This is a genomic window from Marinomonas aquimarina (genome assembly GCF_900089755.1).
Taxonomy (GTDB): domain Bacteria; phylum Pseudomonadota; class Gammaproteobacteria; order Pseudomonadales; family Marinomonadaceae; genus Marinomonas; species Marinomonas aquimarina.
Map to the genome: position 1 here is coordinate 95,659 of NZ_FLOC01000001.1, position 26,620 is coordinate 122,278.

At 49.2% G+C, this 26,620-nt stretch carries 29 protein-coding genes; 2 read left to right on the forward strand and 27 right to left on the reverse strand.

Annotated features, from left to right (window positions below):
• Positions 1-11: 11 nt before the first annotated feature.
• The 10 genes from zipA to ccmA form a co-directional block, all read right to left on the reverse strand.
• Positions 12-1,031 (reverse strand): cell division protein ZipA, encoded by a 1,020-nt coding sequence (gene zipA / locus MAQ5080_RS00530; RefSeq protein ID WP_067203981.1) that lies wholly within the window; start codon positions 1,029-1,031, stop codon positions 12-14.
• A gap of 66 nt (positions 1,032-1,097) precedes the next feature.
• The gene (gene ccmI / locus MAQ5080_RS00535) at positions 1,098-2,276 is read right to left on the reverse strand and encodes a c-type cytochrome biogenesis protein CcmI (RefSeq protein WP_067203984.1); all 1,179 of its coding nucleotides are present in this window, start codon (positions 2,274-2,276) and stop codon (positions 1,098-1,100) included.
• 2 nt (positions 2,277-2,278) lie between these two features.
• Entirely contained in the window at positions 2,279-2,692 is a 414-nt protein-coding gene (locus tag MAQ5080_RS00540) for a cytochrome c-type biogenesis protein (RefSeq protein WP_067203985.1), read from the reverse strand.
• Entirely contained in the window at positions 2,689-3,198 is a 510-nt protein-coding gene (locus tag MAQ5080_RS00545) for a DsbE family thiol:disulfide interchange protein (RefSeq protein ID WP_067203988.1), read from the reverse strand. The genes MAQ5080_RS00540 and MAQ5080_RS00545 overlap by 4 nt, the downstream gene beginning before the upstream one ends.
• A gap of 1 nt (position 3,199) precedes the next feature.
• Positions 3,200-5,137 carry a heme lyase CcmF/NrfE family subunit gene (locus tag MAQ5080_RS00550; RefSeq protein WP_067204832.1) on the reverse strand — a complete coding sequence of 646 codons (1,938 nt, stop codon included), beginning with the start codon at positions 5,135-5,137 and terminating at the stop codon, positions 3,200-3,202.
• Positions 5,138-5,152: 15 nt separating this feature from the next.
• Positions 5,153-5,584, reverse strand: a complete 432-nt coding sequence (gene ccmE / locus MAQ5080_RS00555; protein WP_067203990.1) for a cytochrome c maturation protein CcmE — start codon at positions 5,582-5,584, stop codon at positions 5,153-5,155.
• A complete protein-coding gene (ccmD, locus tag MAQ5080_RS00560; protein WP_067203991.1) occupies positions 5,585-5,761 on the reverse strand; it encodes a heme exporter protein CcmD in 177 nt (58 codons plus the stop codon).
• Positions 5,751-6,497 carry a heme ABC transporter permease gene (locus tag MAQ5080_RS00565; RefSeq protein ID WP_067203993.1) on the reverse strand — a complete coding sequence of 249 codons (747 nt, stop codon included), beginning with the start codon at positions 6,495-6,497 and terminating at the stop codon, positions 5,751-5,753. Before MAQ5080_RS00565 ends, ccmD begins: the two co-directional genes overlap by 11 nt.
• A complete protein-coding gene (ccmB, locus tag MAQ5080_RS00570; RefSeq protein WP_067203995.1) occupies positions 6,497-7,159 on the reverse strand; it encodes a heme exporter protein CcmB in 663 nt (220 codons plus the stop codon). The genes MAQ5080_RS00565 and ccmB overlap by 1 nt, the downstream gene beginning before the upstream one ends.
• A complete protein-coding gene (gene ccmA, locus MAQ5080_RS00575; protein ID WP_067203997.1) occupies positions 7,156-7,770 on the reverse strand; it encodes a cytochrome c biogenesis heme-transporting ATPase CcmA in 615 nt (204 codons plus the stop codon). The genes ccmB and ccmA overlap by 4 nt, the downstream gene beginning before the upstream one ends.
• A gap of 105 nt (positions 7,771-7,875) precedes the next feature.
• Between ccmA and fliK the strand changes: the two genes are divergently transcribed.
• Entirely contained in the window at positions 7,876-9,699 is a 1,824-nt protein-coding gene (fliK, locus tag MAQ5080_RS00580; protein WP_067203999.1) for a flagellar hook-length control protein FliK, read from the forward strand.
• On the forward strand, positions 9,700-9,981 hold the full coding sequence (locus MAQ5080_RS00585; protein ID WP_067204001.1) for an EscU/YscU/HrcU family type III secretion system export apparatus switch protein: 282 nt from the start codon (positions 9,700-9,702) through the stop codon (positions 9,979-9,981). It abuts the gene before it with no gap.
• Between the two features lie 12 nt (positions 9,982-9,993).
• Here MAQ5080_RS00585 and MAQ5080_RS00590 read toward each other — a convergent pair whose 3' ends face one another.
• From MAQ5080_RS00590 to fliP, 17 genes are all read right to left on the reverse strand, one after another.
• Positions 9,994-10,404 (reverse strand): DUF2802 domain-containing protein, encoded by a 411-nt coding sequence (locus MAQ5080_RS00590; RefSeq protein WP_067204003.1) that lies wholly within the window; start codon positions 10,402-10,404, stop codon positions 9,994-9,996.
• Positions 10,405-10,431: 27 nt separating this feature from the next.
• Positions 10,432-10,926 carry a chemotaxis protein CheW gene (locus tag MAQ5080_RS00595; RefSeq protein WP_067332924.1) on the reverse strand — a complete coding sequence of 165 codons (495 nt, stop codon included), beginning with the start codon at positions 10,924-10,926 and terminating at the stop codon, positions 10,432-10,434.
• Positions 10,927-10,942: 16 nt separating this feature from the next.
• Complete coding sequence (locus MAQ5080_RS00600; RefSeq protein WP_231915727.1) at positions 10,943-12,256, reverse strand: chemotaxis protein CheW; 1,314 nt, start codon at positions 12,254-12,256, stop codon at positions 10,943-10,945.
• Between the two features lie 2 nt (positions 12,257-12,258).
• Entirely contained in the window at positions 12,259-13,032 is a 774-nt protein-coding gene (locus tag MAQ5080_RS00605) for a ParA family protein (protein ID WP_067204008.1), read from the reverse strand.
• A 68-nt stretch (positions 13,033-13,100) separates the two neighbouring features.
• On the reverse strand, positions 13,101-13,907 hold the full coding sequence (locus MAQ5080_RS00610; protein ID WP_067204009.1) for a flagellar motor protein MotB: 807 nt from the start codon (positions 13,905-13,907) through the stop codon (positions 13,101-13,103).
• Positions 13,900-14,637, reverse strand: a complete 738-nt coding sequence (locus MAQ5080_RS00615) for a flagellar motor protein (RefSeq protein WP_067204012.1) — start codon at positions 14,635-14,637, stop codon at positions 13,900-13,902. The genes MAQ5080_RS00610 and MAQ5080_RS00615 overlap by 8 nt, the downstream gene beginning before the upstream one ends.
• Positions 14,637-15,707 carry a protein-glutamate methylesterase/protein-glutamine glutaminase gene (locus MAQ5080_RS00620; RefSeq protein ID WP_067204016.1) on the reverse strand — a complete coding sequence of 357 codons (1,071 nt, stop codon included), beginning with the start codon at positions 15,705-15,707 and terminating at the stop codon, positions 14,637-14,639. The genes MAQ5080_RS00615 and MAQ5080_RS00620 overlap by 1 nt, the downstream gene beginning before the upstream one ends.
• A gap of 21 nt (positions 15,708-15,728) precedes the next feature.
• Positions 15,729-18,026 carry a chemotaxis protein CheA gene (locus MAQ5080_RS00625; RefSeq protein WP_067204018.1) on the reverse strand — a complete coding sequence of 766 codons (2,298 nt, stop codon included), beginning with the start codon at positions 18,024-18,026 and terminating at the stop codon, positions 15,729-15,731.
• A 15-nt stretch (positions 18,027-18,041) separates the two neighbouring features.
• The gene (locus MAQ5080_RS00630) at positions 18,042-18,839 is read right to left on the reverse strand and encodes a protein phosphatase CheZ (RefSeq protein WP_067204020.1); all 798 of its coding nucleotides are present in this window, start codon (positions 18,837-18,839) and stop codon (positions 18,042-18,044) included.
• A gap of 9 nt (positions 18,840-18,848) precedes the next feature.
• Entirely contained in the window at positions 18,849-19,229 is a 381-nt protein-coding gene (locus MAQ5080_RS00635; RefSeq protein WP_425324508.1) for a chemotaxis response regulator CheY, read from the reverse strand.
• Positions 19,230-19,286: 57 nt separating this feature from the next.
• Positions 19,287-20,006, reverse strand: coding sequence for an RNA polymerase sigma factor FliA (locus tag MAQ5080_RS00640; protein ID WP_067204024.1), 720 nt, complete (start codon positions 20,004-20,006; stop codon positions 19,287-19,289).
• A gap of 119 nt (positions 20,007-20,125) precedes the next feature.
• Entirely contained in the window at positions 20,126-21,466 is a 1,341-nt protein-coding gene (flhF, locus tag MAQ5080_RS00645) for a flagellar biosynthesis GTPase FlhF (protein ID WP_067204026.1), read from the reverse strand.
• A 98-nt stretch (positions 21,467-21,564) separates the two neighbouring features.
• Positions 21,565-23,661: a flagellar biosynthesis protein FlhA gene (flhA, locus tag MAQ5080_RS00650; protein WP_067204028.1), complete on the reverse strand. Its 2,097-nt coding sequence runs from the start codon at positions 23,659-23,661 to the stop codon at positions 21,565-21,567.
• Between the two features lie 54 nt (positions 23,662-23,715).
• On the reverse strand, positions 23,716-24,855 hold the full coding sequence (flhB, locus tag MAQ5080_RS00655; protein WP_067204031.1) for a flagellar biosynthesis protein FlhB: 1,140 nt from the start codon (positions 24,853-24,855) through the stop codon (positions 23,716-23,718).
• Positions 24,848-25,630, reverse strand: a complete 783-nt coding sequence (fliR, locus tag MAQ5080_RS00660; protein ID WP_067204032.1) for a flagellar biosynthetic protein FliR — start codon at positions 25,628-25,630, stop codon at positions 24,848-24,850. The genes flhB and fliR overlap by 8 nt, the downstream gene beginning before the upstream one ends.
• Entirely contained in the window at positions 25,630-25,899 is a 270-nt protein-coding gene (gene fliQ / locus MAQ5080_RS00665; RefSeq protein WP_067204034.1) for a flagellar biosynthesis protein FliQ, read from the reverse strand. The genes fliR and fliQ overlap by 1 nt, the downstream gene beginning before the upstream one ends.
• A 2-nt stretch (positions 25,900-25,901) precedes the next feature.
• Complete coding sequence (fliP, locus tag MAQ5080_RS00670; RefSeq protein ID WP_231870752.1) at positions 25,902-26,609, reverse strand: flagellar type III secretion system pore protein FliP; 708 nt, start codon at positions 26,607-26,609, stop codon at positions 25,902-25,904.
• Between the last annotated feature and the right edge of the window lie 11 nt (positions 26,610-26,620).

Sequence of the window (26,620 nt, forward strand, 5' to 3'; positions counted from 1 at the left end):
TATTGGAGAGGTTACTGACGCAGTTTTTTGGTCAGTTGGCGGCGTTCAAAGTCTTTAATGCGCTGACGACAATGGGCGATGGTTTGCTCGCTCATCGGTTCACGGCGTTCGTCACGCAATTCACCGCCTAGATTTCGTACTAGGGCTTGGGCAGTTTCCAGCATGAAATCAAACGCTTTCATGCTGTTCTTAGGCCCTGGCAAGCCCATAAAGAAGCTCACCCCAGGGCATTCGGTTTCGCCCATAGTATCCAGATCAAAGGTCCCCGGCTCAATCGCATTGGCCACGGAAAATTGGATCTTACCTTTGTCGAAGCCTTCTTCATGACGATGGAAGATGTCCATATCGCCATAACGCATGCCGCAGTTCAGCACCAATTGCAGCAATTCCATACCAGCAAAAGGCTCGTCTTTCGGAGCGAACACGTTGATAACAATGACTTCTTCGATTTCCGCTTCCTCGTCCTCGGCCACCTCAGGCGTTTCTGCCACGAGGGTAAGGTGCGAGGACTGGTCAAGGTCAACGCTGGAATAGCTGCGTTCTAAATCCATTTCCTCAATGTCGGACTCATCGTGCCCCACATCTAGCTCGTCGTAACCGTCATACAGCACATCCCCATAGTCTTGATCAGCCTGCGCGCTCGTTTGCGAAGGCTCGTCAAAACGCTCTGGCACTAAAGAGGCTAACTCCTCGAGTTCGAATTGATCATTACGATCCAATTCTGGTCCTGCATCCACTTTGTGAGGCATTTCCGTTAACGGGCTACGGGCCGTCTTACGCGCGTTCTCAAAGGCATTCATTACCGGATCGGCTGATTCCTCAGAATGCCCCACCGGACGTGCGCCACCATTAGGAAGTTCACGACGCAGCATCGCTTCTTTCTGACGCTCTTCTGGGTCTTCATAACTGTCGTCCTCATCGACGCTGGCTAACGTCTGTGATTTTCGGTAACGACGGACACCATCGACAAGAATGCCGATGATAATGATGACACCAATTAAAATTAGCCACTCACGCAAGCTAAAATCCATTATACAAAATCCGCTTTAGATCAATACATTTGCCCGTATTATCAGTCGAAGCGAAGCTGGTTTCAATTATAAGGATACATTGACCTTAAAAATCTTACTGCTATGGCTCGGTACGGACGATAAATAACCAACTGTTTCACCCTGAGTCAGATCTTGGGCACCATTGTGGGAGCGTTTTACGATGACTTCCACTTCATCCACCTCAGACAATGTCTTACCTGGCATCAAGTTATCAATATTGGTTAATACGATTGGCACAGCAAATTCTGCTGCTGATACTTGCTGAATCGCCACCGGCATTGGTTGCCCTGCCGCTCTAGCATACACCAAAAAGACATCATCATTTGCCATGGCGCCTTTTTCCAACACCAATTGCAACTGTAACCTATGGGTGATCAGCGCCGGAACTTGCTCCTCACTAATTCCACCTTGCTTACGCGCTGCCGCGATTCCTGACAATAAATCCAGGCGTTCTTGACGATCACGGCCCAAACGGATGGCTTTTTGCCAAGTGACAATGGCAGCTTGGTAATCCGCGGCATCAAAATCAATGATCCCCTGCAAACCGAGTGCTTTGACATTATTCGGAGCGGCACGCAAAACGTCCGCTACGGTCTCACGCATGCTTTGTGAAACCGTATTGTTGTTGGCATAGAACATGGCTTGCGCCAATTCCACTTGCACGTTGACGCGATCCGCTGAGTCAGAGTCCAGTTTTTGCAGCACCTGGCGGTAAGACGCAATCGCGGACGGGTAATCGCCAGCCAGTACTTGCTCACTGGCCAAGTAGTACCAATCTTCAGCACGGTCGTAACGTGCCACACGATAATTTAGGAATTCTGAAATATCTTCTTCATCAGCACTGCGCTCCATCATTTGCTGGGTGAACATGACGTCTGGCGCAAACCCCAAGCGATGATAAAGCGCCACCGAACCCACTAATACCAAAGCGACGGCCGCAGCCAAGGCGATGCGCGCCCAGCGTATTTCCTTGTTTAAGGTCAGCGCGCCATGCTGATTGATATAGTGCGCTTCACTGACAATGTCTTCATGAAGTTGTTGCGCTTCGCTGTCTGTTAAACGCCCAGCTGCACGCTCCTCTTCCACTTCTTGCTGGCGAATGGTGAGAAAGTTTTGCCCCGCATCTTCGCGCTGCTGATAGCCACGTTGACGCAGTACCGAGCGAATTAAATACAGCAAACAGATCACGGTCACAGCGATCATGACGATCCAAGCGAGCATCATACTTAAGCGTCCTTGTTGGCTTGACGTTTGTTTTTAACAACAACGAGGATGAAAATCAGCGCACCGATCAGCAATAATGCAAACGGGCCATACCATAACACCGCAGTGCTTTGGTCATGCACTGGACGATACAACACGAACTCACCGTAGCGGGCGACCATGTAATCAACGATTTCATCGTTAGACTTACCCTCATTGATCATGCTGTAAACTTGGTTACGAAGATCAATGGCAATGCCCGCATTGGAGTCCTCTAAGTTTTGATTCTGACATTTAGGGCAACGCAGCTCCTCAATTAACACACGGTAGCGTTGTTGCTCATCAGGAGAGTTAAACTCCAATACTTCTGTGGCGAAGACGGCACCGCCCCACACACTCAGCATACACAGCGCAGCTATGACCCAGCGTCCGATCATTGCATGTATTCCTTCAATGTCTGCCACACCTCAGCGTCCACCACCCCTTGATGGCGGTACAACACCTTTCCTTCAGCACTGACGACGAAGGTCTCTGGCGCACCGGTAATACCCATGTCCACGCCAAAGCGCCCCATTTCATCCAATAGCACCAAAGAGTATGGGTTGCCACGTTCTTCCAACCACTTTTTCGCAGCTGGCGTCTCGTCTTTGTAATCGACGCCAACGATTTTTACTCCCTGCTCCGCCAGCTCACCAAGGTAAGCATGCTCCACGCTGCAAGAAGGACACCAAGTGGCCCAGAAGTTCAGTAAGTAAGGCTCGTTTGGCATGGCACTGTTGCTGACCACGGTATCGCTTGCCATATCCACCAGCTTGAACTCGGGCATTTGTTTACCCACCAAGGCCGACGGCATGTATTCGGCGTCTTTGCCCAGCTGCTGATAAAACACCACACCCAAGGCAATAAAAACCACAAAAGGGATAAAGAAGAGTAATTTTTTCACGTTAAGCTCCTGTCTTGCGGCGGTAACGCTTGTCCCAAGCAGCCAATAAGCCACCGGCCATCATTAAAAGACCGCCCAACCAAATCCAACGTACAAAGGATTTGATGTAAATTCGAACTCCCCAAGCACCATCAGCCAATGGCTCACCGAGGGAAATGTATAAGTCACGGGTAAAACCGGGATCCAAAGCCGCTTCCGTCATCATTTGCTGACGCGCTTGATACAGACGTTTTTGCGGCAGCATCTGGGTGATCACCTGACCATCTTGATAGACATTGATCACACCGGTATCCGCTGTGTAGTTAGGACCTTCGACATGACGCGTGCCTAAAAATTCAAACTCATAGCCACCAACGTCTACGCGATCCCCAGGCGCCATACGGACAATGGTCTCGGTACTGTTCATGCTCACAAAAATCACACCGATCAGACTGACCGCGACACCGATATGCGCCAACTGCATACCATAATAATGGCGTGGTAACTTACGTGCACGCTGCCACAGGGATTGGCGCGCCGCGAGCACTTTGTCCAACCAATCACGTAAGCACATCAACACTAACCAAAGCGCAATGGCAAAGCTAACCCACATGTACACGTCAAATTCATGGAAGGTAAACACCAAGGATGCTAAGACAATGGCTAACACGGCAGGCAACCAAGACAGGCGCCACAGCATAGCCCCTTTGGTGTTGTGCCACTTAGCCAGTGGGCCAATGCCCATAAACACGATCAACAATAACGCAATCGGACTGAACACCGCATTAAAGTACGGTGCGCCAACAGAGATTTTGCCGAGATTGAAGGCATCAAAAATCAGTGGATAAAGCGTGCCTAGTAGGACCGTCAGGGTCAGAATGGTCAGCAAAATATTGTTAATCAAGAGCCAAGATTCACGCCCCGTTAGGCCAAAGCTTACCTGCGATTTCACCTGCGACGCGCGCAGGGCATACAGGAATAAGCTGCTGCCGATGATGATCACCAACAAGGCGAGGATAAACACACCACGGGTTGGATCAGAGGCAAACGCATGCACCGAGGTCAACACTCCTGAACGCACGAGGAAAGTCCCCAAGAGGGATAAACTGAAGGTGAAAATCGCCAATAGTACCGTCCAGCTTTTAAACACCCCACGCTTTTCCGTGACCGCTAGAGAGTGGATCAAAGCGGTACCGGCCAGCCATGGCATCAGTGAGGCGTTCTCCACCGGATCCCAGAACCACCAGCCGCCCCAGCCTAACTCGTAGTACGCCCACCAGCTGCCTAAGGCAATGCCCAGCGTTAAAAACGCCCAAGAAACATTGGTCCAAGGACGCGCCCAGCGTGCCCAAGAGGCATTTAAGTTGCCGGTAATCAACGCAGCAATGGCAAAGGCAAAAGCCACCGAGAACCCCACATAGCCCATGTACAGCATCGGCGGGTGAATGATCAAACCAATGTCCTGTAGCAATGGGTTTAAATCCACCCCATCAACCGGTTGATCTGGCAGGATACGTAGGAACGGCGACGACGTGAATAAAATAAATGCCAAGAACCCAGTGGCGACAATGCCTAACACACTGAGCACCACCGGCCCGGTACTATTAGGTAAAGTTTCGCTCTTAAACGCCAGTAACGCGGCCCATAGGGTTAAAATCGTGATCCACAGTAACAAGGAGCCTTCATGGCCGCCCCATACCGCACTGATCTTGTACCAAATCGGCAACAAGCTGTTGGAATGTTGACTCACGTACAATACCGAGAAATCATCTTGGGCAAAGGCAATGGCCAAGATAATAAAACTCGCGCAGGTTAACCCACTCATCAAATAGGTCAACGGCTTGGCCGTCGACAACAAAATCGCATTGCGCTGTAAGTAGCCCATCATAGGCAACACCGCCAACGCCAAAGCGAACATCATCGCTAAGATCAAAACATAGTGCCCGATCTCGGGAAGCATAATCATGTCAAATCCTTACTGAGCTTGCGCTTTTTCTAGGGCATCAGTGACTTCGGGAGGCATGTACTCTTCATCGTGCTTGGCCAACACTTCGCTGGCAATCAACACGCCACGCTCGTCCAATTTGCCTTGTGCCACAATGCCTTGCCCTTCACGGAACAGGTCTGGCAGGATGCCTGTGTATTCGATACGCACTGAGTGCTGGTAATCGGTCACACTAAATGCCACATCCAAACTATCGGAAGCTCGTTCGACACTGTTATCAACGACCATGCCACCAGCGCGAATGGTGACATTCTGAGGGGCTTCCCCTTGAGCAATTTGTGTCGGTGAGTAAAACAAGTTGATGTTTTGCGACAAGGCATACATGACTAGGCCAATGGCAGCCGCCAAGACTACTAAGATCACTGCAATCGTGATCATGCGTTTTTTACGAACTGGATGCATTTAACGGCTCTGCTCCCTTTGATAGCGTTTCTTCAATTGCTTGCGCAGTTGTGCGTTACTACGACAGGTGGAAAAAAACAGTCCAACCAAGGCCAGCACACTGATGCCATAGGTCGACCAAACATAAACACCGTGGGTGCCCATGCGAAAGAATTCAGACAGCGATTCAAACGCCATGCTCTAACACCTCTTTTTTAACCCAATTCGCCTTACGCTCACGTTTTAATACTTCATTTTGCATGCGCCACATGGCAATGCCGGCCGCGAACAAATACAGACCGACTGCGGAAAACAGCAGTGGTAGCCACATTTCCATGGGCATGGACGGTTTTTCAGTCAATTTGAAGGTGGCCGGCTGATGCAGTGTGTTCCACCATTCCACCGAGTACTTAATGATTGGCAAGTTGATCACCCCCACCAAGCTCACCACCGCCACAGCTTTATCAGCAAACACCTGATCATCTAGGGCATTTTGAATCGCAATCACGCCCATATACAGTAAAAACAGCACCAACACAGACGTTAAGCGCGCATCCCAAACCCACCAAGTGCCCCAGGTTGGCTTGCCCCAAATCGCACCGGACAATAATGCGATCAGTGCCATCACCGCGCCCACCGGGGCCACAGACTTAATAAACACAGGCGCCAGTTTCATCTGCCAGACTAGCGCAACAAAACCCGCGATGCCCATGCCTAGGTAACAGCTTTGCGCCAACACAGCAACTGGCACATGGATATAAATAATGCGAAAGCTGTTGCCCTGCTGATAATCAGCCGGAGCGAAGCCAAGCCCCCAAGCCACACCTAATAGCAATAGAGCTAAACCAAGGTAAACACAACGCCCGCCCCAGTTTGCCGCCCATTGGTAGAACCATTTAGGGGAGCCAAGCTTATGAAACCATGTCCAATTCATTAATTTACACTCGCTTTAATTGAAACCGCTGCCATCACCGGAGACAGCGCTAGCGCCACCAGAGAGATGGCCGTCAGAATGGCTAGCTGGCCAGAATAGGCCATGTCTAGCTGCGCAGCGCGCACCGCTCCGGTGGCAAAAATAATCACAGGAATATACAGCGGCAATATTAACAACAACATTAACACCGCTCCACGGCGCAAAGAGACAGTCAAGGCCGCGCCGATCGAACCAATAAAAAATAACGCTGGCGTCCCCAATAAGATGGATAACATCACCACCCCTAAGACGGACATAGGCAAGAACAACATTTGTGCCAGAACCGGCAGCACGATCAACAAGGGCGCCACCACCACCAACCACTGTGCCAGCACTTTTAAAAACACCAGCAGGGTGACCGACAAACCACTGGTTAACCATTGCTCTAGGGAGCCATCGTTGTAGTCTTCTTTGTACATACCTTCGACTGCCATCAACACAGATAGAGCCGTGGCACACCAAATAATACCGCCCGCTGCTGGGGCTAAAAACTCCGCACTGGGATCGACCCCTAATGGAAACAGCGTAATGACCATGACAAAAAACAGCAGCGCATTGAGCGTGTCTTGTTTACGCCGTAACAGGGAAAGCCACTCGGCTTTAAAATAGGATCGATAATTCATGCCGCGAGCTCAATCACCTTGGGAGATAAGTGCAACAACGGCTGATGGGTCGTGATCACAATCGCCCCACCCAACGCTAGGTGCTCTGACATGCGTTGCTCCAATGCCGCGACCCCTTTCACATCTAAAGCCGTAAAGGGTTCGTCCAAAAACCACAAGGCTTTATCCGTTAACCACAAACGCGCTAAGGCAATGCGACGTTTCTGCCCTGCCGACAACTGTGCCGCAGGCGTATCGGCAAACGCACCTAACTGCACTTGTGACAGGGCATGCTCTAACGCCTCTTCACTGGCATCAGGGCAATAAAGCTGTAAGTTTTCTAATGCGCTAAACACGCTTTTGATGCCCGGCGTATGGCCTAGATAGAGCTGACTTTGCAACAGCATATCGCGATGTTGCGTCACGTCTTCACCGTTAAATTCGAGGGAGCCGTCTTCTAAACGCACCCATCCTAGGATCGCCTTCATTAATGAGCTCTTCCCAGCACCGTTCTCTCCAGCGATGCGCACCAGCTCACCACTAGTGACCGAAAACGTAAGGTTGCAACATAAATCTCGCTCACCGCGTTCGATGCAAAGATCTTTAAGCTGTAAGTTGACTGTTTTTTGCAAAAGAATTACCCATATTGGCCGTTAATAGAGATAGAGCACGACTCTAAATTGGCGCCTATTATAAAATATATTTCTAGCTTTTCAGAAAGAAAGGGTGGTGAAAGCATGATCACGGACATAAATTCGCTTGTTTCTGGGCAAGAAAGAACCTCGACTTCGTCAACGTCGTCGACCGCGAACCTTGGCGCCCTGGCCAAACTGAGCAGCGAATTAAAGTTGATCGATGGTTTACACCCTATTCAAATTACCTCGGTGAAAAACACACAGTCCAGCAACGGCCAGCAACAGCTGATTGGCGTGACCCGCAGCGATCAACAGCAATACACCTTAGTAAACCACAAGCCCAGCAGTCACTTGCAAGCAGGTGACAAAGGCACCTTAAATGTGGCTGGCAATCAAGTGACTCTCACCGTTGCCAATCAGCGCCCAACACAGGCGCCGACCAGCTCCATGCAAACGTCTTCGCCAGCGACAGCCACAAGTCCTGGGACAACGGCCAATTCGAACACAGCACAGCCCTCGAGTTCCGTCAGTACCGGCAACACAACCAATAATTTGACCAATGTCATACAAAACCGCACCACTGGCGCCAGCTATACGCCCTCCCAAGTGACCACACAACAGGCACAAACCATTGCTCAAGTGGCTATTGCCAGCCGCCCGATTGTGCTGACTGTGATCAGCAGTCAAGCCGCAACGAGCCAAGCAGCATACAACACTGTCTCACAGGCACCAGCAAAAGCAACAACCAATGCTGCCCCGATAAGCGCGCCTCATTCAGCAACTCCGAATACTCAAGCCGCATCAGGGACGACAAGCACTGCGTCAGCCAACCCTAGCAACACCGCCCATGTGACTTCCACTGCTACCCAGACACACACGAATCAAGTAACAGCGCAAAACGTGGCGCAAGCTAACACTCGTCCTAGCCCACAGCCAGCAGCAACCTTTAGCGCGGTAGTAAGCGATGGTAACGAGCAATTTACGCTGAACACGCAACACCCTTTACAGGCCGGTGAGAAGCTTACAGTCATAGTGGATAAACAAGGACAAATGCAGCTGTACCCTGTTGAGCGCAACTCCACCACAGCCACGACATTGACAGAAGGTTTAAAGCAGACCTTGCCTAAACAAATTACTCCACAAGAGTTTGTAGGAATGATCCGCCAGTTAAACACCCTGGTCCAACAGGGAGCTACACTGCCGGAAAAGGTCGCTACAGCACTGGAGCAATTGGTTAAACAGCTGCCAAGTCTCCAGAACTTGACCCAATCCAGTGACAGCATCAAACAAGCCATTCAAAACTCTGGCCTATTTAGCGAACACAATCTGGCCAATAAAACCAATCTGGTGTCTGACTTGAAACTCAATTTATCCCGTTTAGAGGGCGCTAACCTCGAGTCAAGTAAGCAGGCTAGTGTAACAGGTGTGCAGGCCACAAATTCACAACAAGCCATGAATTTAGTGGCTGGCGCCATCGAACGTATCACCACCAACCAAGTACGCCACTTAATTGAAAATGCACAACAGGATGGCTCCATCTTGCCATTGAGCATAGAGATCCCGATTAAAGATGGCCAAAGCACGTCCGTGGTCAATTTGAAAATTGATAAAGACGCCTCTGATAAGGAGGCGGATGTAGAGCCTCATAAGCGACGTTGGTTGGTGCAGCTCAAATTTGACTTCGAAGAGACGGGACGCTTTGAAGCCCGCGCCAGTGTGCAAGATAAAAAGGTAGGGGTTCTGTTTGCAGTGGAAGATCCCAACACAGAGCAGATGATTCGCCAGCGCCTTGATGAGCTCCGCACTAGTCTAAGAAACAAGCAGGTTGAGATCGAAACCCTAGACTGCTTTCGCGCCAAACTGGACGAGCAACCTAAGGCGTACCAAGAACCCAGTCAGCGCCGCTTAATTGATGTGAGAACCTAAATGAATCAAACGCCTCATCCTAAAAAGGCCGTTGCCTTAAAGTACGATTTTCAAAGCGCGCCAACCGTGACGGCAAAAGGCACCGGCTATTTAGCCGAGCAAATCATGCGCGTTGCAGAAGAGAACGATGTGTTATTACACAAAAGCCCTGAGCTGGTGGAGGTCCTTTCGACACTGGAGCTGGGAGATGAAATCCCCGAAACCTTGTATCTGGCGGTAGCAGAAATCATCGCCTTCTCACACTCGCTCAAAGGCACATCGGATTTCTACAATAAAGGCTAACCCAGCCCTTTATCAATGGGATTGGTTAGAGTTACGGCGAGATTCTTTTTTCAACAAACTGATCAGTTCGGCTTCCGCACGAATTAGGCCACATTTGGACACTAGGTCGTCTACAGAGGCGCCCATTTCCAGCAGTTCCATGGCACGGTTATAAGAGACACTGCTGCCTTCTTTGGAGATCAGTTCTGACTGACGTTCCACCGCCATATTCAAACGCTTTTCAATGGCTACTAGACGGCGCCCCATGCCAATCGAACCAGACGCCAGCACTTGCACCTGTTTTTTTTGTGCTAGGCCGGCGTCGTGAACGGAACGTTCAAATTTTTTCAGTTTCCTTGAAAGACGAAACGCCCACACTGCCAGTGCTAACAACAATACAAATTGCAGCACCAACAATAAGTTAAAAATCCACTGAGATTCCATTAATCGCCTTCCAAAAGGGGGTCTAGTCTACATGGAAGCGATTTCGCTCCACTCATCTTCAGAAAGCATTTTATCTAAATCTACCAAAATCAACAAAGTATCATTTTTATGACAGACACCTTGAATAAATTTAGACGATTCATCATTGCCCACACTTGGCGATACCTCAATCTCAGATTGGCGTAAGTACACCACTTCAGAGACAGCATCGACCAGGATACCGATCACATGACCTTCCACTTCGAGGATCATAATACGCGTGGCATCCGTGATCTCACCTGACATCAAACCAAAACGTTGGCAGGTGTCGATTACTGTGACCACGTTACCACGTAAATGGATAATGCCTAGCACAAAAGCCGGCGCGCCTGGCACTGGGGCAATCTCGGAATAACGTAGCACTTCTTTGACTTGCATAACGTTCACGCCATAAATCTCTTGATCCAGGCGGAAAGTTACCCATTGCAGCATAGGATCATCGTTTTCTTTGACTTCTTTTTTTAAAGCGATACTTGTCGACATCACGACCTCTACAAGCTTAATCTTTTAAATGTTTACGAAAACCGTTTACAGGATCTTCCAGCAACTCGATGAATCCCTGTACATCTAATATAGCGCACATATGCTCGATTACCGTACCCGCCAACCAAGGGCGTCGGCTTCGGTCTGAGCGCCATTTTACTTGTGATGGCTCGAGAGAAATCGCTTCCGCAACCTTTTCACAGGCCAGTCCCCAGTCAGTTCGATCCAACTGGATCACAAATTTAAAGTTATCTTTTAAGTCACCGTCGTAGTGGTTCGGCATCACCCAACGTGCGGTATCCACCGTACGGATATTGTGCTCCCCCACATTGGCCATGCCCATAAACCACTTGGGCTGACCAAAAATCTCTGTGAGCTTATCATCATTAGACTGGTAAATACCGCCTAGCTCCACTAAGGGCACAGCCATCTTCAAACCACCGACGTAAAACAGTAAACACTCAAAGCGACTTTTTGCCCACGGCAACGGCTCGGTTTTGGCAACGTATTTAGACGGCTCAGGCACACTGCTAGATTCTATTTCAGCAATGTCTGTTTGCTCCGCTTCCGGCTCATTCTCAGGCTCTGGCTCGACCGCCTCCAGTTCAGTAACCGGATCACTGTCTGCCGACACTTCAGAGTCAACGACAGGCTCAGGTTCTGATGCCATTTCAGCTTCGAGCATGGCCGCTTCTTGAGCTGCCACCTCGGCAAAAGCTTGCTCTAAATCCAGCGTCGGATCATCGTCTTCAGGTTGCTCGTTGGCACTGTCCGCTATGACTTCTGGTTCTGGCTCAGCCGTCTCATCTGCGGCCAAGTCCGCATCATAATCTTCAACGGCCTCATTTGCGATTGCAGCTAAATTGGCTTCGATGTCCCAAGTGGGAATGTCATCAGCTTGCGTCGCTGGACTGTACTCGGCCTGCAACGTTTGAATCGCCGTCTCGAACTCCGCAAACGAGGCATCCAACGCTGCATAATCCATTTCCGCCGCTGAACTGGCTTGTGTTTCCGAGACGTCAATCTGCGCATCAAACGCGCTATCAAATTCAGCCTCATGCAGTATCTCGGAATCGGCTTCAGCGGCCTCTTCTTCTAGAGTGTCTGCTGGCTCAAGTGGCGCGCTGTCGAGGGAGCTGTCCTGCTCCAGCACAGATTCAGCGCTGACATCAGCCATTGCTTGTTCAGCCGTTGCGTCTGCGTCCGCTGTGGGCTCTTCTGGCTCTTCGGGCACAAAGTTTGTTTCTTGCAGTAGCTCATTCAGATAACTCTGCAGAGCTTGTTGCGGACCATTAAGCGCTTGGTCTTTGGTTTTGGTATCTTTCATCATTTCTAACCAGATGGATTGAGTAATGTATCCATCAAACTGGCGTAGGCTTTCACACCTCGAGCACTGGCATCCAGGGCTGAAGGTGCAACACCTGCGGTACTGGCGTCACGTAATTTGGTATCGACAGGAACCACCGAATGCCAAACCGCATCTTCGTATAAATCTTTTAAACTACGTAAACTCTTGTTCGAAGCTTGGGTGCGTCGATCGTATAGTGTCGGGACAATGGTATAGGGGACAGGCCTTTTTCGTGCACGGTTGATCATGGTCAAAGTTCGAATCATGCGTTCCAATCCTTTAATCGCTAAGAACTCAGTTTGCACTGGGATCACCAACTGTTGACAGGCCGCCAAGGCATTAATCATTAACACCCCTAAGACTGGTGGGCTATCAATCAAGACGTAGTCGTAATCTTCCCAAAGAATGGCTAAGGTTTTTGAAATCACTAAGCCCATTCCACCCTGCGCCTGCGCATTACGTTCTAACGTCGCTAACGCGGTAGAGGCTGGAATCAAAGACAGATTAGGGTGACCAGTCTCCAGAATGACTGAGCGTGGCAGTGACTCGGGGATTTTACCGTTTACCTGAAATAAGTCGTAGGCACTGTGCTCAATGGAGTCAGGATCAAAACGGAAATAGCTGGTTAGGGAACCATGCGGATCCAAGTCAATCATCAATACACGATGGCCAGCATCCGCCAATAAACCGGATAAACTAACAACGGTCGTGGTTTTGCCCACGCCTCCTTTTTGATTTGCCACCGCCCAAATGTGCACACCGACCCCTTAGATGCTATGCAAGAAATTTACGTAATTATTGCATCTCAATCATATACATTAACTTGCTAGTTAAACAAGTAATCGTGCAAGTTATCCGACCTCTGCTTACTAATTTTTAGCGTTACCCGTCGATTTTGCGCTCGCGCAAAGTCATTGGTGTTTCGAACCTGTGGGTTTTCGCTCGAAAAGCCTATTGGAGCCAATAACTTAGGATTTATACCACGATACACCAGTTCATCTGCCACAGACGCTGCACGCATACTTGAGAGGTGCCAATTCGAAGGAATTCGGGTTGAGTTAGTGGGGCTATCATCGGTATTGCCAAGCACCATAATGGGCGCAGGATAGCTTCGCAAAATATTCGAAATGACGATCATTAACGCCACTGCTTCATTGGTTAACTCAAAATCGCCTTGGTCAAAAACCAATGCCGCTTTCATATCTAGAGTAATCCAATTGGCATCTTCGGTAATCGAGATGTCACCTTGTGACTGAAGCGTCGGAAACTGCGAATTGATCGACTGATTTAACGCCTCATACAAAGGGCTACGGCCTTCTACCTCTCCTGGCGGATTCTCTGCATCAGCGTCCTCGGGAGGTGCAACTTCAAGCAAACGTTCGCTTTCTGGCTGTCCCGAAACGGGCTCCCCTACATTAATAGGCTTGATCGATTTTTGCACCGCATCAAACACACCATTCAAAGTTTCACTTAAGACTCTCTCATCCCCTGCATCCCTTAATGAGATCGAGTACAAAGCCACAAAGAAGGCAAATAACAGTGTAATAAAGTCAGCGTAAGACAATATCCAACGATCATGATGAGGGACATTCTCACCTCGATTACGTGAACGGCGGCGTCGTGGGCTACTCATAGCCGCTTAATTCCAAATCCAAGCGCTGCGGGTGCTTACCAATGGCGATGCCATGGATGCCATCAATGAACATCTGATTATTCAGCAATTCACGGTCGGCATAGCGATACAGTTTGCGACAGATAGGGAATATCACCAGATTGGCAAAGCCTTGACCATATAAGGTCGAAACGAACGCCACAGCAATACCATGACCCAAAGCTTCTGGACTATCAAGGTTCGCCATGGCTTGAATAAGGCCTAATACTGAGCCCATGATCCCCAAGGTCGGTGCATAACCACCAATGGATTCCAAGAAACCAATATGCGCACCGCGTTGATCCCGAATACGCTCAGCTTCTTCATGTAAGCGCTCAGATAAAAGCTCCGGATCAGCACCGTCGACCGCCATCTGCATGGCACGCATGGCAAAGTCATTATTCAGATCTTGGACGTCGCCTTCTAAGGCTAAGATAGAAAATCGGCGCGCTTTGTGGGCCAGGTGAATGATGGTTCGTCGATTACCTTCAAGGTCAAAAATAGGCGGGAACAAAGACCAAGCCAACATCCGTAGAGCGGAAAACGCTTCAAACAAGGTACTTTGGGCCAATGCGGCACCAAGACTGCCCACGATAACAATGATGGCCGAAGGTAGGTTAAGCAGTAGGACTACTTCCCCTCCTCCTAGCCAGTTCGCTAGGAATACCGAAGCAAAGGCTACGACTAACCCACCTAGCGTCAATAAGTCCACTAGCCAACCTCTTTTACAATACGCTCACCAATATGATCTAAATGGATCACATCGTCTGCTAAACCTGCTTTTTCCACTGCTTGCGGCATACCATAGATCACGCAAGAGTCTTCACTTTGAATCCAAACCCGTGAGCCGGAGTTTTTCAGCATGCGTGCGCCATCACGGCCATCAGCCCCCATCCCCGTCATCACTACAGACAAGACTTTGCCTGGGTAACATTTCGAAGCGGAGCCAAACGTGATGTCCACAGAGGGTTTGTAATTTAGACGTTCATCACCTTCTAAAATACGCACACAACCACCGTTACGGGAATCCACCATCATTTGCTTGCCACCGGGGGCCAGTAACGCCACCCCAGGGGTCAGCTTATCACCGTCTTCGGCTTCTTTGACTTTGATTTGGCAGATATTATTCAAACGGTCGGCAAACGCATGGGTGAAGGCCGCTGGCATATGCTGCACCAATACCAATGGCACCGGAAAATCTTTCGGTAGTCGAGTTAACACCGCCTGCAACGCCATCGGGCCACCAGTGGAGGTACCAATCGCCACCAAGCTGACTTTCTTGCGCGCCCGCGGAATAATCACGCCCCGATCACCACTGACCACTATTGGGCGGGGTTCTACTTTCGTAGCAGTACGGGCAGTCGGTTTAAAACTTGCCCCAACACGGGTGCGCGCCACGGTGAGCACACGATCAACCAAGGCACGTTTAACCACCGCTGAGTCGCGGGAGATATCCTCGAAATTCTTCGGCATGAAGTCGACCGCCCCGGCCTCTAACGCATCTAATGTAACGCGCGCACCTTCATGGGTGAGCGACGAAAACATCAACACGGGAGTGGGCTTACGCTTCATGATCTCGGACACGGCAGAGATACCATCTAACACTGGCATCTCATAGTCCATGGTCACGACATCAGGAGATAGAGCTTGAACTTTATCAACGGCTTCCCTGCCATTATTGGCAGTCCCGACCACTTGTAGGCGCGGGTCTGCACTGAATATTTCAACGAGTCGACGACGGAAGAATCCCGAATCATCAACTACCAGCACCTTCACTGGCATAATACAGCTCCTAATACTTGTCTAACGCGACGCATAGGATTTCAGCATACTCGGTACATCCAAGATGATGGCAATTCGACCGTCACCTGTAATGGTTGCCCCCGCCATACCTGGCGTGCCCTGCAACATTCTTCCAAGCGGCTTAATCACTACTTCTTCTTGGCCAACTAACTGATCGACCACGAAGCCAACTTCGTTCATTCCAACTTGCACCACAACTACGTGCGCTTCAGTTGGTTTTTCATCGTAAGCTGCGTCTTTGATTAACCAGTTTTTCAAATGGAAAATTGGCAACGTCTTACCGCGAATCACCACCACTTGTTGACCGTCTACAATATTGGTCTTCTTCAGATTTAGGTGGAAGATCTCATTCACGCTAACCAATGGGAAAGCAAACGCCTGATCGTTTAGCATCACCATCAAGGTCGGCATGATGGCCAGTGTCAAAGGTACCTTGATACTGAAGCGTGAGCCTTGCCCTAACACAGACTTGATGTCTAAAGTACCGTTTAGTTGTGAGATTTTCGTCTTAACAACGTCCATCCCCACACCACGACCCGATACGTCGGTAATCTCAACTTTGGTCGAGAAGCCCGGTGCAAAAATCAAATTAAAGGCTTCATCGTCCGACAGGCGCTCGGCACTGTCCGCGTCCATCAGGCCTTTTTCAACGGCTTTTCTGCGCAACACATCTGCGTCCATACCCGCACCATCATCGTCGATAGACAGTAAGATATGATCGCCTTCTTGCTCTGCTGAAAGAATAACCTGACCGACACGAGGCTTACCTTTAGCCTCACGTACATCTGGAGCCTCCACACCATGGTCGACCGAGTTACGCACCAAGTGAACCAATGGGTCGGCAAGGGCTTCAACCAAGTTTTTATCAAGGTCCGTTTCTTCGCCACGAAGCTCTAAGTTCACTTCTTTTTTCAGGTTACGGGCCAAGTCACGTACCACACGTGGGAAGCGCCCAAAGACCTTCTTAATCGGCTGCATCCGTGTTTTCATCACGGCATTTTGCAAGTCACCGGTTACCACGTCTAAGTTGGAAACCGCCTTACTCATTGATTCATCATCGCTTTGTAGGCCTAGACGAACCAAGCGGTTACGTACCAGCACCAACTCACCGACCATGTTCATAATGTCATCGAGGCGCTTGGTATCAACTCGCACCGTAGTCTCTTGTACCACAGGCGCATGCTGAGATTTTTCTTTGTCGTGCTCAACGTGCTCTGCTTTAGGTTTTGGAGCCGGTGCAGCAGGTTTCTTCGGTGCGGCTTTGGCTTTCGGTTTTTCCGCTTTTTCCGCTTTTTTCTCAGGCTCTGGCTTGGCTGCAGCTGGCTCAGGCTTACTTTCCGCTTGGGCGGCTGGCTCGTCTTTGGTCACGTTTGGACCTTGGCCTTTACCATGTAAGCTGTCTAGCAGCTGCTCAAACTCGTCTTCGGTAATCAGATCCGATTCCGAGGAGGCCGCGTTCGACTCAGGCTCTTCTGAGGCACTTTCTTCGCCTGGCGCTGCGCTATCCGTCACACCAGGCGCTCCGCCACCATGTAGCTGGTCAAGCAAAGCTTCAAATTCATCTTCGGTAATATCATCTGAGTCAGACGCGGCGGGTTGTTCCGTCGCAGCACTGTCCGCGGATGCGTCCATACCGGGTGCACTGTTGCCATGCAATTGGTCTAACAGGGCATCAAACTCATCTTCGGTAATATCATCAGAATCCGGCTCACTGCTATCGGCCGCGGCCTCTGCTGGCGCGTCATCGGCAGAACCCAAAGCGCTCAGTAAAGACTCAAATTCATCATCAGAAATATCGTCATGTTCTGCTTCAGAAGTGACATCTTCAACCGCCTCTTCGACAGTCTCAGCCACATCTTCTTCGACATCTCCTTCATCCTCAGACTCATCTTCCATTTCATCTTCGGATGGCGGTTTAGCATAAAAGCTTAATGATTCAATAATTTGTGGATCTGCGGGCTCAGGCTCACCACCTGCGCGAACGGTTTCAAACATCTCGTTCACCGCATCCAGTGCCTGCAGCACAACATCCATCAACTCAGAGTCTACTTTACGTTGATGGTTACGCAGGATATCGAAGACGTTCTCTGCATAGTGACAGCAATCAACCAGTGCAGTCAGTTGGAGAAAGCCCGCACCACCTTTTACCGTGTGGAAACCACGGAAAATGGCATTCAATAACGCTGTATCTTCTGGATTTTGCTCCAGATCCACCAATTGCTCTGAGAGCTGTTCCAGGATTTCTCCAGCTTCTACCAAAAAATCCTGTAGAATTTCTTCATCGACCTCGAAACTCATCCGCAGCAGCTCCTTTTAAAAACCAAGACTCGAAAGTAGATCGTCAACTTCGTCCTGATTATTTAGTACTTCAGGGTTATCATTCTTATTAATCGCGGGCCCATGGCCTCGATCGTCGTCATTACTTTCCTTGTTCTCTGACTCGTGTTCGATACCAGAGATACTGTCAACTCGCCCCGCCACGGATACAAGGTGAACTAAACGTTCTTCTACATCACGTATCAATTCATTAACGCGTGTAATCACTTGTCCAGTGAGGTCTTGATAGCCTTGCTCCAACAAAATGGTGTTCAAATTGTTATGCAAGGTGGTCGCACTTTCATCAGTGTATTTTAGAAAGGCATCAATTCGCTTATAGAGGTCGCGAAACTCTTGTGGTGTTAAATCTCGCTGAATCAGGCGATTCCAATCTTTGTGTAGTTCTCGAGCTTGATTCTGCAACTCACTGGCGACGGGGACACTGCTGTCCACCATATCCATGGTTTTGTTGGCAGCAGAACTTGTCATCTCAATGACATAATTCAAGCGATCTGAAGCGTCTGTGATTCTTGAGCCTGCTTCGGCATCGGACACGCCGCTTTTCACCATCATATCTACTGAGTCGATCTGAAAGTCTCGAATGGCATCATGTAAGCTTCGAGTTAAACAACCCACTTCGTTATAAAAGCTATTATGGCGAGCCTCGCTTAATTCTTGGATAACCTTGATTGCGCCACTGAAGTCACCGACCTCAATTTTATTTAGCAAATCAACCGCGCCATCTTTAACGACCGACTCGAACTCTCCAAGTTTTGACTCGTGTTCACTAGACATTGACAGCCCCTATTTTGCGGAATCGATACGTTCGAAAATCTTTTCGATTTTTTCCTTCAAGGCCACAGCAGTAAAAGGCTTCACAACATAACCGTTTACCCCCGCTTGAGCAGCGGCGATGATTTGGTCACGTTTTGCTTCTGCAGTCACCATTAAAACAGGAATAGTTTTCAGTTTTTCGTCAGCACGAACAGCTCGAAGAAGCTCGATACCTGTCATACCAGGCATGTTCCAGTCCGTCACAAGAAAATCAATTGTGCCAGTTTGCAGAATAGGTAGCGCAGTCGTTCCATCATCCGCTTCGACTGTATTGGTAAATCCCAAATCCCTAAGTAGATTTTTGATGATACGTCTCATCGTTGAGAAATCATCAACAATCAGGATTTTCATATTTTTATCCAATGCAACCTCCACAACCCTTAGGTAAAGTCATTTCTATCATATTCATTAATCTTGCCAGCCTCCAAGCCTTGAGCGCAATCGCATCGCCGCTTGGCTATGTATTTGACTGACGCGTGATTCGCTGACGCCAAGTACGGCACCAATTTCTTTTAAGTTTAATTCGTCATTGTAGTACAGGGACAGCACCAGCTTTTCTCGCTCAGGTAGACGCTCGATCTCTTGCGCTAGCTGGACTTGAAAGCCCGCTTCAGCCACCAATTGGTCAGGCTGACTGCTTTCTCCCTCTACCTTGATATCCAGTTCGTGACTACCGCTCTCACTATCCAACATTTCTTCGTAGCTAAACAACTGAGTCGACATAGATGAATGCAGGATTTCATGATATTCGTCAATACTAATGCCCATATGTGCGGCAACTTCCAAGTCAGTGGCCTCGCGACCGCTGATGGACTCGACTTCCCTGATCGCACTACTAACAGCACGACTATTACGCCTTACGGAACGGGGAGCCCAATCACTCTTACGCACTTCATCCATCATCGCACCGCGAATACGAATGCCAGCGTAGGTTTCGAATGAGGCGCCTTTGCTAGATTCAAAGCGCTTGTAAGCCTCAATCAAGCCCATCATCCCTGCTTGTATTAAATCATCGATATCAACACTGCTCGGCAATCTAGCCAGCAAGTGGTAGGCGATTTTTTTAACTAAGAAGTCATACTTCAGTACAATCGCATCTATCGATAACGTCGCCTTCTTTGTGTACATGCTACATCCATCTTTGCGTTGTCATACGCCAAAACTCTAAAATTGTTATTCGGGAGGCATATTCGATACAAATGTACTATACCGTCGTTAGCATTGCTCTGCCAAATAACGAATTTTTACTAACTACCGTACTTGAGGACACCGTATAGCTGACCGAATTGTTCGGCCGTATATACGGCTCGACTGATCAAGTTATGTGCCCTAGCCGGTTCTATATCATCTGGAATTCTTTGCCCGTCCGCCACATACATAACCGGCAGGCCTTCTTCTATCACAACACTGATGGCCTCGCCTAAAGAAGCCGACTCGTCCAGCTTGCTTAACACACAACCATCCAACTGGATTTGTGAATAGACATCCACCACTGTTTTTAAAACTTGTCGTTGACTCGTGCAAGGTAAAACCAGCAGTTTCTTGAGGTAACCCCGAGCTCGCTTCATCATGGCCAGCTGGCGCTCAAGGTTGCGATCGCGCGGATTCATCCCAGCCGTATCCACTAATATCAAGGAATACTCCGAGTACTTATCCAACACTTCGTTTAAATCTGTGTATTCGTTTACCACTTCTACAGGCACATTTAAAATGCGACCGAAGGTTCTCAGCTGCTCATGGGCCGCGATACGATAAGTATCCGTGGTGATCAGGACAACACTGTTAGAGCCATATTTGAGGACGTACTGAGCCGCAATTTTACCAATCGTGGTGGTCTTACCGACTCCGGTCGGCCCCATAAAAGCGATGCAGCCACTAAACGCCTCTGAACTAGAACGAATCGGAATGCTATCAGCTAAATGTGACAAAGCTTTTTTCCAATCTTCTTCACGTCCAGTTAAAGACAAGTCAGCAACGATTTTTTCGATGACTCGATCAGACAGCCCCAATGTTTTGAGCTGTTGCTGTAAGCGCTGATCAAGTGTTTGACGCTTAGCCACGGCGGATTGAGCGACAGCCTGCTGCTTGTCTTCTTGGGTTTGCTCCAACAAGCGACGCACTTGCTCAAGTTCTTTCTCCATCGCACGCAGCTTTTCTTCATCAGGCGATGGACGCTCTTGCACGTGTGGTCTAATCGACAGATCTTCTTGAATAGCAGGCTCTGGCTCGACGTAGCGCTTCGGCGCAGGTGCTGGCGCTTCTTCAAACACCTCATAGGCCTCACCTTTGGCTTTTGGTGCAGACGCGCCGCTCATATTGCGCGCTTGTTCAATACGTTCTTGGTAGGAAGCGCTGGGCTTAGCGGCGCTAGGACTGTCTATCGGTGCACTGACAGCACTGGGCTCGGCTTTATTCTGCGGCCCATTTTTTGGGGTCATGGAGCCATCGTAATCAATGGCAATAAGAATCTCTACTTCACCAGTAGGAAGACGTTTATTGGACATAATGACAGCATCAGGCCCGACAGCGTCACGTATCTTACGTATCGCCTTTTGCATGTCGGGAGCTCGAAACCGCCTATACTGCATTGAATACCAGTCCTTTAAGTCTATTTATGCATACAAATCCATAGCTTACCCGAAAGGTTTTGATAAATATAGCTCGAAAATCAATGCTTTTCCTTATTTCACCCACCAATCACGGCCACCACAGTCACGCGCTTGTTATCCGGTACCTCTTGATAAGAAAGTACCGACATTCCAACCCCACCATAGCGCATAAAACGGGCTAGCATCGGGCGGATCGGAGCGGAGACAATTAAGATCGGCGCATTGCCCATCGCCTCTTGTTGTTCGGCATGTTCGCGGAAGGATTTCTGTAGCTGCTCAGCCATTTGCGGCTCAAGAATCAGGGCTTCTTCATTCTTAATACCGGACTGCTGACTCTGCTGCACGGTTTGCATTAGCATTTTCTCTAGCTGTGGATCCAGAGTCATGACAGGCACTTCCTCTACGCCTTCAGCCAAAGACTGCATAATCATACGTGCCAACGAAGTACGCACCGCAGCAGTCAAGATCATCGGATCTTGAGACTTCGGCTGAACCCCCATAATGGCTTCAGCAATGGTACGCATATCGCGCAATGGCACGTTTTCTTGCAGCAGGTTTTGCAAGACTTTGAGCAAGACGCTTAATGGTACGGTATTGGGCACCAACTCCTCGGCCAGTTTAGGGTTATGCTGTTTTAGCAAGCCCAGCAGTTGCTGCACTTCATCATGGCCAATCAGCTCGTAGGCATGTTTCTGCATCACTTGGTTAATATGGGTGGCAACGACCGTGCTGACATCCACCACGGTATAGCCATAGGTTTGCGCTTGGTCGCGCTTTTTCACGTCAATCCATACCGCATCCAAACCAAATGACGGGTCTTTGCCTGGGATACCATCGATTTTTCCGAACACCTGTCCAGGATCGATGGCCAACTCTTTATCAGGGTGCACCTCAGCCTCAGCAAGACTCACCCCCATCAGAGTGATACGGTAAGCATTGGGCATTAAATCCAAGTTATCGCGGATGTGCACACTCGGTACCAAGAACCCTAGCTCTTGAGAGAGTTTACGACGTACCCCTTTGATACGGGCCAGCAGCTCACCACCTTGGCTTTTATCCACTAATGGAATCAGACGATAGCCGACCTCTAAGCCAAGCATATCCACTGGCGCAACGTCTTCCCAACTTAGGTCCTTACTTTCCGCTGGCGGCTGTGCCGCACCCGAGCCTTCGCCCTTAGTGGCACCCTTAGCAGCGGATTTAATCGTGGCTTTTTGTTTCTTGCGGTACTCAATAAAATAAGCACCACCGGCGACAATGGCAGCCAATGATAGGAACGAGAAGTGCGGCATGCCAGGCACGATACCCATCACGGTCAAAATCGCTGCGGCAATGTACAAGGCCTTACTCGAGCCAAACATTTGACCATAGATCTGTTGGCCCATGTCGCCCGATTCATTAACTCGGGTTACCATAATCGCCGCTGCAGTCGACAGCATCAAGGATGGAATTTGCGCCACCAGACCATCACCAATGGTCAACAAAGAGTACACCTGAATCGCTTCCACAAACGTCAGGCCATGCTGCACGGTACCGATCAGCAAACCACCAACAATATTGATGCCTAGGATCATCATACCGGCAACTGCGTCACCCTTTACGAATTTCGAGGCACCGTCCATCGAGCCATAAAATTCCGCCTCAGCAGAGACTTCATCTCGGCGCTGTTTGGCCTGATCCGCATCGATCATACCAGCGTTCAAATCGGCATCGATGGCCATCTGTTTACCTGGCATGGCATCCAAGGTAAAACGTGCGCTCACCTCGGAAATACGTCCTGCACCTTTGGTCACTACCGCAAAGTTAATGATCATCAAGATGGCAAACACCACAAAACCGACCACATAATCGCCGCCGATGACGACTTCACCAAAGGCTTGGATCACCTTACCGGCAGCATCGCCCCCCTCATGACCATTCAGCAATACGACACGAGTCGAGGCCACATTCAGGGCCAAACGCATTAGGGTGGAGACCAGCAAAATGGTCGGAAAAACGGCAAAGTCCAGCGGACGCATAGAATAGACCGCCACCAGCAGCACAACGATGGCGAGGGCAATGTTAAAGGTAAATAGCACGTCCAAAAGAAAGGCTGGCAGCGGCAGGACCATCATGGCCAGCAACGCTAATAGAATAAAAGGCACCCCTAAGTTACCACTTAGAACACCTCTCATCTGTCCAGTTATGCGCTGACGATCAAACTCCACTTATACCTCGGTACATAAAAATCAAATATCCCCATTCCATTGAAACTCTTCCGGTACATCTAAGCTGGGCATTTGTTCTGGTGGCTTTTCACCACTTCTGGCCAGCTTCAGCTGGTAAACGTACGCCAGCAGCTGAGCAATCACCTTAAAAAGACCTTCAGGGATTTCATCGCCGATTTCGGTATGCTTGTACACCGCACGGGTCAAGGCGGGAGATTGTATCACAGGGATATCATAGTAATTGCCAATCTCTCGAATCTTCAAGGCAATAAAATCGTTGCCTTTGGCCAACAGCACTGGCGCTTTACCACTTTCCTGATCATATTGAAGGGCGACCGAATAGTGGGTCGGGTTGGTGATGATGACATCGGCTTTCGGTACATCAGACATCATACGACGCATGGCGGCTTGGCGTTGTAACTGGCGAATACGCCCTTTTACCTGTGGATCACCTTCCGACTGCTTATGTTCGTCCTTTACTTCCTGCTTGGTCATTTTCAGCTTGTCTTTGTGTTGCCAAGCTTGGAACGGCACATCAATGGCCGCAATAATGATCAAAGAGGACGACACCAGAATAAATGCCCAAATCAGTATTTCCAGGGTATGAGATAACGCCATACCAATGGTTTCAAAGGCGAGCCCTGTTAAAGTCGGCAGGTAATGCATCAGCACAAACGCTGCCACAGTTCCTACCAACAGGATTTTCAAAGTCGATTTCAGCAACTCTACCAAGGACTGCACCGAAAACATGCGTTTAAGGCCAGTAATGGGATTCATCTTGGACAATTTTGGCTGCACGGCTTGCATGGTGAAGTTAAAGCCACCTAAGGCCACACTGCCAATAATGCCCGCCGCAGCAACGATCAACATAAACACCGTCAAGGAATCCACTGCGGTCATGATAGAGACATAGAGATGGTGAATCATCATCGCCACATCAAACAGATCTTCTCGTGCGAGCGAGAAGTTAAAGGTGTAGAGACTCATTAAGTCGTCGACAATCAGCATCCCTACCATGTACATCGCCACCGCCGAAACCACTAATAACGCCGCACTGCTCAGGTCTCGTGACCGAGCCACATTACCTTTTTCACGGGCGTCTTGCAGTTTCTTGGCACTGGCGTCTTCGGTTTTTTCAGTACCGTCTTCGTTCTCAGCCATCGCTGCTGATCCCCCAAGTATCTTGCAACCAAGTCGTCAACTCTTGGAAGAATAACCGATAGATGTCCAAAAAGTCTTGCATCATGATCCAGAGAAAGAGCAGTGAGAACAGCATAATGACAGGGAAACCCATGGCAAAGATGTTCAATTGCGGCGACGCCTTAGCTACGATACCAAACGAAATATTCATGATCAGTGTCGCCACCGCAAGCGGTATCACTACCAACAAAGCTTTTTCAAACAACCAGCCACCTAACATCAAAATATCCCAATAGCGCTGACTGTCGAAACCACTGCCCACCGGCCAATAGTCAAAACTTTCCACCAAATACTCAATCATCACCAGATGACCATTAGTGCCTAAGAACGCCAACCCCGCCATGGTCATATAGTACTGACCAATCGTCGCCACCGTGATGCCGTTCGCAGGGTCATTGGACATGGCAAAACCTAAGCCGGCTTTCATCGCCGCCAACTGCCCAGCCAAAGCAAATATCTGAAACAGCACGGTGACCACAAACCCAAGCACAATGCCAATGATAAGCTGTTCAGCAATTAACAGAATAAAACCTGGAGAAATCGGGTCGTAAGCGGGAATTGTCACTACAGGGGTAACAATAATTGAGATAACAAAAGCAAAAATAAGACGAACTCGCACACTGACCAGCTGACTGCCGAACAGTGGCAATGCCATCAGAAAGGCCCCGATACGAAAAAATGGCAATAAGAAGCCCACTGTAAGCGCCATCAATTGATCAGGATTAAGCGCCAGCATTAGCCAATCAACATGGGAATATCAATGAATAGTTGATGAAAAAAGTCCGTCAGGCTCATTAATAACCAAGGGCCTAGGTGCATAATAGCGAAGATGGTCACCACAAAACGCGGTAAAAAGGTTAAAGTCTGTTCGTTGATTTGCGTCGCCGCTTGGAAGACACTCACCATCAAACCGACCACCAAACTCGGCACCATCACGGCCGACACCATGACCACGATTAAGTAAAAGCCCTGCCCATAAAGATCAAGTATAACCTGTGGATCCATACCTATATCCCGAAGCTCGCAGCCAAGGTGCCCATAATCATCGACCAGCCATCGACCATAACAAACAACATAATCTTAAACGGCAATGAGATAATCACTGGTGACAGCATCATCATACCCATGGCCATCAAGACACTGGCAACCACCATATCAACAATCAAAAACGGGATAAACAACATAAAACCGATTTGAAAAGCGGTTTTCAACTCACTGGTGACAAACGCCGGCATCAAAATGGTAAATGGCAAGGTATCCAGCGATTCAATCTCCCCTTCTTTGCCCGCCAGCTTCACATATAAGGCGACATCGTCTTCCCGCGTTTGCGCCAACATAAATTCACGCACTGGGACAGAGGCTGCTTCCACGGCCTGCAAGGAGGTCATCTCGTTATTCAAATAAGGCTGTAACGCGACTTCATTGATGGAATCTAAAGTCGGCGTCATAATAAACAGAGTCAGGAACAGCGCCATCCCCAGCATGATCTGATTCGATGGTGACTGCTGTAGACCAATCGCCTGACGCAAAATGGACAAGACAATAATGATGCGTGTAAAGGAGGTCATCATGATCAAGGCGGCAGGCAAAAGCGTCAGCGCCGTCATGATAAATAGAATTTGCAGGGTTACCGTGTATTCTTGACTGCCATCAGGGTTGGTCGTCACAGTCACCGCTGGCAGACCAGGCTCGGCCCAAGCCAAAAATGGTGCCATCGCCAACACAG